The organism is Pseudarthrobacter sp. MDT1-56, from assembly GCF_059383555.1.
In genome coordinates this window covers 1-5718 of sequence record NZ_JBWZCK010000028.1, presented here as the reverse complement: position 1 = coordinate 5718, position 5718 = coordinate 1, and the positions used below count along the sequence as shown (strand labels likewise).

Annotated in this window: 4 protein-coding genes; 1 reads left to right on the top strand and 3 read right to left on the bottom strand. The window is 62.5% G+C overall.

The genetic code is table 11. From position 1 onward, the window contains the following. Window positions 1-363: 363 nt before the first annotated feature. On the bottom strand, window positions 364-693 hold the full coding sequence (locus AC50YC_RS19665) for a histone-like nucleoid-structuring protein Lsr2 (RefSeq protein WP_494954957.1): 330 nt from the start codon (window positions 691-693) through the stop codon (window positions 364-366). A 449-nt stretch (window positions 694-1142) separates the two neighbouring features. Between AC50YC_RS19665 and AC50YC_RS19660 the strand changes: the two genes are divergently transcribed. After that, window positions 1143-2126 carry an alpha/beta fold hydrolase gene (locus tag AC50YC_RS19660; protein WP_494954956.1) on the top strand — a complete coding sequence of 328 codons (984 nt, stop codon included), beginning with the start codon at window positions 1143-1145 and terminating at the stop codon, window positions 2124-2126. A 924-nt stretch (window positions 2127-3050) separates the two neighbouring features. On the opposite strand, the gene AC50YC_RS19655 is transcribed toward AC50YC_RS19660, so the two are convergent. Beyond that, window positions 3051-3722, bottom strand: a complete 672-nt coding sequence (locus AC50YC_RS19655) for a PAS and ANTAR domain-containing protein (protein WP_494954955.1) — start codon at window positions 3720-3722, stop codon at window positions 3051-3053. A gap of 858 nt (window positions 3723-4580) precedes the next feature. Then, a complete protein-coding gene (locus AC50YC_RS19650) occupies window positions 4581-5525 on the bottom strand; it encodes an IS30 family transposase (RefSeq protein WP_494954954.1) in 945 nt (314 codons plus the stop codon). Window positions 5526-5718: the final 193 nt, after the last annotated feature.

The window sequence follows — 5718 nt, the reverse complement described above, 5'->3', positions numbered from 1 at the left end:
GTTCCCGCGGCCGTGAAACACGGCCTGACACGTCTTCCAGCGGGTCCGGCTTGGTCTGTCAGGAGTACTTCGGGAACACCCCCCACCCCGGATGGGTCACCCCCCAACCGACACCAACCCGTTACACAACCACAACAAACAAAAGCCAGCGCAACTCGTCGAGGGCGCTTTGAATCACTACGATCAAGCGTTCGCCGACGGTGCCACTTTTCATAACCCGGCCGTCAACGTCTACTTTCCGCGCCGCCTGTGGGGGGCCTCCGCGTTTGAGTCCTGGACTCGCGCGGAGGCTCTCCTCCTATGCCGAATGGAGGCGCATTCAAAAAAGGCGGTCCACGATGGAAGTGCGACCCTGACCTCTGGCTATTCCTGCGCAGCGGCGTATGCCTGCCTAATGGCCTGCCTGATACGTCCTCGGGGGCTGGGGTTGTACTCGTTCTCCGTCGCCCAGCTGCGGATCTGCTGGGTCTCTTCACGACTCATCGACACGGCACGGCCAGCCGTGGGACCGGACGACCCACGCAAACGCCGGCCCTTGGCGGCATACCTTTTCAGCGTTTTGCGCAGATCAGCGGCATTGTCTGCTGAGAGGTCGATTTCATAGTCGCCGCCCTCAAAGGAGAAGCTAACGGTTTCCTGGGCATCTTCGCCAGAGAGATCATCGATCAGCTGAACATGGATTTTACGGGCCAACAGGGGGTCCTTCGTTCGTGGTTAATGCTGTCGTCTCCCCCAAATCCAACGCCAGCCTTTGACCTCAACACTATTTCAATTCCAAACACCATCAAGACCGCAGCTGAAGTGGTCGGGATACCAAGCCGAGAGCCATCCCGCAGCGAGTGTCAGGCTGACCCCTAGCCCCACAGCGGCACGGTGTCAGGAAATGGCACATCCAACTCCAACCTGTCGCAAATGCCCCCAGTCAATTGACGTCAGGTAGGGGCATTTCCCACGCGGACGGACCATGACACTCCCCCACGCCTGTTGACCCAATGACCGGCACTCGCGGATGTGAGGAGTTCGGCCGCCCGTCAGGTCCTGGTCTGCAATCCATACGCGGTCGCTTCCCGAACCGACGATTCACGCTGCCCGCGGCCCCCACGGCTCCGAATCCTTTCCGAAACCAAGAACAGAAGGTGACCATGAGCGTTCAGCAGGGAACCGCCACCACTGGAGCGGCGGCGTTGCGGCTGCACATTCTGCAAACAGATTTGGGCCCCTGCACGGTCCGTATCCAAGAGCGCGACGAGGGCCTGCTTCCCTCATCGTGCACACCGGATGTCTACCTTCACGGCGCCGCAGGATCCTGGACCACATTCCTCCCGCTGCTTTTCGGTGCTCAGGCCAATGACCGGGTGCTGATTGATCTCCCGGGCTGGGGCGAATCCACAAAAGGTGTCCGGCTTGAACATTTCAGCATCGAAGCGATGGCCCGCGCTGTCACCGACGTACTGAACTCGCTCGGCTACGGGCGATGGAACCTCATGGGCCACTCAATGGGCGGGTTCCTGGCATTGCATATTGCCTCGGCCTGGCCGGAGCGGACCGCCAGTGTAGCTACCATTTCGCCAGCCACCTTCGGCGTAGCCGAGGCTGCCCGAAGGCCACTGCGCAGCTTGTCCAGATCCCCGGCATTTGTCGGCATGTTACTGCTTATGCGCTCCCTGGCAGCCCTCGGCCCGGCGGGCCCGGCAATAGTGCGCGCCATCGGTGCAACACCTGTAATGAGACACCTGATGTCCCCCTTCTTCGCATATCCCGCGGCGGTTCCTGCGTGGGTTATCCGTGGGCTCAGCACTGACGCACGCCGAGCTAGCTTCTTCGCGGCTACCCAGGCCGCAGCGGACTACGATTTTGGGCAATGGCGCGCCATCCGCTGCCCGGTCCTGGCGACCCGCGGGGACACCGATGTCTTCACTCCCCCATCTGACCTCGTCCGGTTGGCGGACGTTGTTCCGCACGTCCAGTTGGTGACGATGCCCTGCTGCGGCCACTTCGCCAACATAGAGCGGCCGGAGCAGGTGCAACGGCTGATCGAGGGGTTGCGGTCTCATGTAAACCACCGGCAAACAACTGTCAGGCGCACGCTCATAACTCCGTCAGTCTGTAACTCAGGAACTCTGTGAGTTCGGACCTTCGGCGCTGCCGAAGTCACACAGGCCGCCATGAAGATCAAGCGGATCCATCCCCAGCGCACCAACCTCCGCATGAAGGGCCCGGCCGCAGCGGAGTAAATGCTGGCCAGCTACGCGGGCCCGGTTTGATCCGGATGTCGACGACCTCCCCCACGTACGCGCCGCGGGATTTCCACAAGCCCCGCGGCCGGCGTCTCTGGTGTCCGACAGTCGATACGGACCAGCACCTCCTCGTTGACTCCGCCACCACCCTGAATGAGCAGCAGCAGACACTGGCCGCCGCCATCACCTGTACGAAGTGCCGTGGTTCATGTGTCCTGCCGACTACCGCGGCCTTCCCGGAGCTCAACGGGGACGCCGTGCACCGGGGCGCCGCGTACGTTCACTGCCAGGAGCCCATGTCACCCGCGGACCCCGAGCTTCGGGGCGTGCAGTGGCCGGTTTCCGCTCAAGCCGGGCCCACGGAGCTCCTGAGTGCTCTTCCCGGACCCGGGTTCTTCGGTGTCGGTGCGGATTCCAGATGGAAATATCCGCTGAGGACAGGCGGCTTATGTAACTTCAGCTGACCGTGATAACCCGATGCGGACCCATGAGCGGGCCAGCGACAATGACCGGTACGACGCATAATGTCAGGAACAGTGCAACCGGCGCGATGAGGTTAATTGACGATGTCGGCGGTCAGCAACTGTGGGTGATGGAATTCCTGAAGCGGCCCATCGAACAGACCTTCAGCCAAGGCACGCCTACCTGGAAGAGTGGAACTGACACTCTCAGCGTCGAAGCGAGTGAAAGGGCCCCTATTTTGCGAGTGGCCCCAGGGCCGCGCGCCTTCACGCCCTGATCAAATATCGACGAGCTAATCCTGAGGAGAAGAGCAAGCCTTCTGCACTAACCACTAGACGGCGGTTCCCTTACCTAAGCCAAACCCTCACTGGGCGTGCGTCGGCGTACCGCAGTGGCGTGAGCTGTGCGACGTTGAAGGTCATGGATGAAGGCAGTTAGTGCGGCCGCGTTGCGGGGGTCTTCGGCGAGGCCGTCAAGCTGGGAAGCGATGGCGGCCAGTTTTTTGTTGGTGTGGTTGCTGAGGACACAGAGCAGAGCGAAAGCTGCATCGGCACCGATGCTGAGCCGTCCCATAAGAATGCCCAGAGCTCTTTCGATGACGGGGTGGGCGCGGACGGCTCCGGCGACGGCATCCCTGGTGGCCCGTTCAGTTTCGGCGCGGACGGTTGAGGTTAAGTCGACCATGATTCCCGTGATGGAGAAGAGCCTGCCCGTCGCGTCGAGGACGGCCTCCCCTGTAGTCAGTACCCTGTGTTCGCGCCGGTGGGAGTCAATCAGGCGGTGGTAGCTGGCGAAGTATCCCCCGACCTCAGCCAGGTCGGTGTGCAATTCCCGTATTTTTGCCCTGTCGCCCTTGTGCTTGTGCGCCAGGACAAGCTCGACGGTCGGCACGACCTCTCCGCGCTGGTATCCGTGGATCCGGTAGAGCACATCGGACCACACCACCGCCCCGGTCCCGGCATCGATGAGAAACGCCCCCGCGGTGCAATTCCTGGCCTCCAGCGCGCTTGAGTACGTGAACATGCTGTCAAAAGTACTCATACCGTTCGCACCAGTCCTTCGCGGGAATACCCCGGCATGGGGCAAAGATCGGTGATCAAACCCATTCCGGCACACTCACGGAGGACACGGATACCCTCGACGGCCGACACCTTGTCCGGGAACGGGCCGGATACGACCCCAACCGTCCCATCGGGAGCCTCCGATCTAAACCCGAGAGACAGGTTCCCGTCGTGAAAAAGCTCGAACGCTCCGGTCATAGTTACCCCTCTGCACGCCCGGCGGAAACCCAGCGCGACGTCATCAAATCCGATAGGCAGCGCCTTGCCCCGGCCGGCCCGCCAACGGGAGAGGGCGTACCCCATGTGGCCCCAGCCACACCCACCCCTACGGTACGGACGAACCCGCGTACGGGCGAGTAGGCGGCTGCCGGGACCGCACTCTACCTCGCACGCCAGTTATCCCTTCCCACTGGTCGCAAATAGCTGAACGCCCTAAAGCTCCTGCAGGACAGGTGCGATGAGCGGGTGGCCGGGATCCACAGCGACTCGGGGAAGCCGAAGGGCCGAGTCCGGAAGGATCCGAATAGGCTTAGGTTCGCCGAGGTCACCGTCAGCGGACCCAAAACCTGTTCGCTGGCCGCCCACCAATTCCTGCAACTCGCCCTCGAGGCCGACCCCGGCTCCCACGCGGCCAGGCTCAGCGAGCTTATGATCTGCTCCGGATCGGTTGCCAGGTCATGCCGTTCCCCCCGCATTCCTGCATGAACAACTACCAGGGCGGAAAATCCGGACCGGCCGCAACCCTCGGTCGATCAAAAGAATAATCAGCAAGCCATGATGTAAGCGGGGCAAAGTCAACTAGTCGGGGCAACGCCGGGGTTTAAGCCGCCGTTTGCAGCAGCTGGTTCAGCCGGTTGGCCGGGGTCGCTAGGTTAAGGGTGGGCCGGGGCCGGCGGTTGAGTTTCGCGGCGATCTTGCGGAGGTCCTCCGGGGTGTGGACGGAGAGGTCGGAGCCTTTTTCGAACCAGAAGCTCAGGAGCCGGTTGGTGTTCTCGTTGGACCCGCGCTGCCAGGGCGAGTGCGGGTCGCAGAAGTAGAGCGTGGTGTCGAGCGCGGTCTGGATCCGTGCGTACTCGGCGAGTTCCGTGCCGCGGTCCCAGGTGATGGACCGTCGCAGTTGATCCGGGAGCTGGCCCATCTCCCGGATCATCGCGGCAGCGACAGTGTCCGCGGTGTGGTCCCCGGGGAGGTGGAGGAGGATCGTGAAACGGGTCGAGCGTTCCACCAGGGTGCCGATCGAGGTCCCGTCGGAACCGATGATGAGGTCACCCTCCCAATGTCCGGGGACGGCCCGGTCCTGGACCTCGGCCGGGCGCTCACTGATCTTGAACGCCTCCTTGTAGGGGCTGTTCAAATGCCGGTCCGCGGAGTGGGGAACGCGTTGCTTGCGCTTCAGGCTGAGCTTCTCCGCCAGGTCCGCCTGCAGACTTCCGCGGGATTGAACGTATAACGCCTGGTAGATCGTTTCGTGGCTCACCTGCATAGTCTGGTCGTCGGCGAAGTAGAAGGCCAACATCGCCGAGATCAGTTTCGGGCTCCACCCATCATCCATCCATACTCCGATCAGCCGACAGAGCGCCTCGTCCTCGACGAGCTTCAACGGTTTGGGCCGGCGCCTGGCCTGATGCGCCTTCGTGTGCGCGACCGAGGCGTAATACACCCCGTCCGCGCCGGCGTTGCGCTTGACCTCCCGCCAGACCACAGACCTGTCCCGGCCGATCGCCGCACCGATCCTGGCGTAGCTGAGCCCGCTGCGCCGGCCCATCTGGATCATCCCCCGCCCACCCGGACCTTCCGCCGTCGGTGCCGGATCCGAAAGACCCCCAACAGGACCCATGCTCACAGTCATCATCTGTGAGGTGTACTACTGATGTGAGACACAGTTTGAAAGGATTGTGCCCATGTCTTCCCGTCCCAGTTATTCCGATGAGTTCAAGGCCGATGCCGTGAATCTCGTC

Excerpts from the sequence above, each read along its gene's own strand:
- AC50YC_RS19655 (WP_494954955.1), bottom strand. The coding sequence starts at position 3,722 with ATGTTCACGTACTCAAGCGCGCTGGAGGCCAGGAATTGCACCGCGGGG.
- AC50YC_RS19650 (WP_494954954.1), bottom strand. The coding sequence starts at position 5,525 with ATGGGCCGGCGCAGCGGGCTCAGCTACGCCAGGATCGGTGCGGCGATC.
- AC50YC_RS19660 (WP_494954956.1), top strand. The coding sequence starts at position 1,143 with ATGAGCGTTCAGCAGGGAACCGCCACCACTGGAGCGGCGGCGTTGCGG.